Source organism: Dietzia sp. SLG310A2-38A2, assembly GCF_014145095.1.
GTDB lineage: Bacteria > Actinomycetota > Actinomycetes > Mycobacteriales > Mycobacteriaceae > Dietzia.
On record NZ_JAALDX010000297.1, the window covers coordinates 1 to 1,801 of the forward strand.

A 1,801-nucleotide genomic window follows, 5' to 3' on the forward strand; every position below is an offset into this window, starting at 1 on the left:
TGCAACAACCGTATGAAACCGCCCTCGGCGGATGTGTTCGGAACGCTCTTCTCGTGCAGGGGCCGGGCTCGTGCAGGGGCCGGGCTCGCGCGGCGGCCGGACCTCAGTCGCGGGCGCGCGTGGGGAGCACCATGCCGAGCACCCAGTTGACCAGTCCGATCACGATCGCCCCGAAGAACGCCGCCCAGAACCCGCTCACCACGTACTGCGCGCCGAAGGGCTGGAACGTGGTGGTAATCCAGCCGGTGAGCATAAGCATCAGCGCGTTGACCACCAGCAGGAACAGCCCCAGCGTGAGGATCGTCAGCGGCAGCGACAGCAGCTGCACGATCGGCTTGATCACCGCGTTGACCAGCGTGAACACCACGGCCACGATGAGCAGCGCCGCGATGGTCGGCACACTCACCTCGGTGTCCGCGGTGCCGGAGGCCATGCCGGCGTCCGCGGCGGGTTCGTACAGGGTGATCCCCGGCACGATCACAGTTGCCACCCACAGGGCGACGGCGTTGACTATCAGTCCCAGTACCAGTGCCATGTCCGGTCAGCTCCCCACGTAGGAATCGGCCACATCGAGTGCGCGGTCGAAGATGTCGAGTCCCGCATTGGCCTCGTCCGCCGTGATGATGCAGGGCGGAACGATGTGGAATCGGTTGTAGTTCATGAACAACAGCACGCCGTCGGACTTCGCGGCGGCGAAGGTCCTGGCCATGGCCTCCGAACTCCCACCGTAGGGGGCGAGGGGCTCGCGTGTCTCGCGGTCGGCCACCATCTCCACGGCCCAGAACACTCCCAGGCCGCGGACCTCGCCGATCGACGGGTGCTTCTCGGCGAGCTCGCGCAGGCGCGGGCCGATCACGTCCTCGCCGATCGTGCGGGCGTTCTCGACGATCTTCTCGTCCCTCATCAGGTTGATCGTGGCCACCACGGAAGCGCAGGCCAGGGGGTGTCCGGCGTAGGTCAGGCCGCCGGTGTAGGGGGTGGTCTCGAAAGAGGCGGCGATCCGGTCGTGGAGGATCACCCCGCCGAGCGGGACGTAGCCGGAGTTGGAGCCCTTGGCAAAGGTGATGAGGTCGGGCGCCCAGTCGTCGTCGCCGGAGCGGAAGTTGTCCAGGGCCAGCCAGGCGCCGGTGCGGCCGAAGCCGGACATGACCTCGTCGCAGATCATGACGATCCCGTACTTGTCGCAGATCTCGCGCACGCCGCGCAGGTAGTCGGCCGGCGGCACCATGATCCCGACGGTGCCGGGCACCGATTCGATGATCAGGGCGGCGAAGTGGTCCGGGCCCTCGAGCGCGATGAGCGAGTCCAGGTGCTCGAGCGCGCGGTCGCACTCCTGCTTCTCGTTCTCCGCATAGAACTGCGAGCGGTACAGGTAGGGCGCGTGGAAGTGCACGGCGCCGGTGTTGCCGTGGTCGTTGGCCCAGCGGCGGGCGTCGCCGGTGAGGTTCATCGAGGTGGTGGTGGCGCCGTGGTAGCTGCGGAACGCCGAGAGGGTCTTGTGGCGGCCGGTGTGGCGGCGCGCCATGCGGACGGCGTGCTCGACGGCCTCGGTGCCGGCGTTGGTGAAGAACACGCGGTTCATGCCGGCGGGCGCGACCTCGGCGACCAGCCGGGCGGCCTCGGCGCGGGCGGCGTTGGCGTGCGCGGGGTTGATGGTGCACAGCTCGGCGGCCTGGTCCTGGATGGCCTTGACCACCACGGGGTGCTGGTGGCCGATGTTGGTGTTGACCAGCTGGGAGGTGAAGTCGAGCAGGCGGTTTCCGTCGCCGTCGGTCAGGTGGCAGCCCTCTGCGGCGGTGAC

2 protein-coding genes are annotated in these 1,801 nt (G+C 68.5%); both read right to left on the reverse strand.

The annotated features are described in order from the left end of the window. Positions 1–103: 103 nt before the first annotated feature. On the reverse strand, positions 104–535 hold the full coding sequence (locus G6027_RS11115) for a phage holin family protein (RefSeq protein ID WP_182637239.1): 432 nt from the start codon (positions 533–535) through the stop codon (positions 104–106). Between the two features lie 6 nt (positions 536–541). Next, the coding region (locus G6027_RS11120; RefSeq protein ID WP_182637240.1) for an aspartate aminotransferase family protein at positions 542–1,801 on the reverse strand (1,260 nt) is incomplete at its 5' end.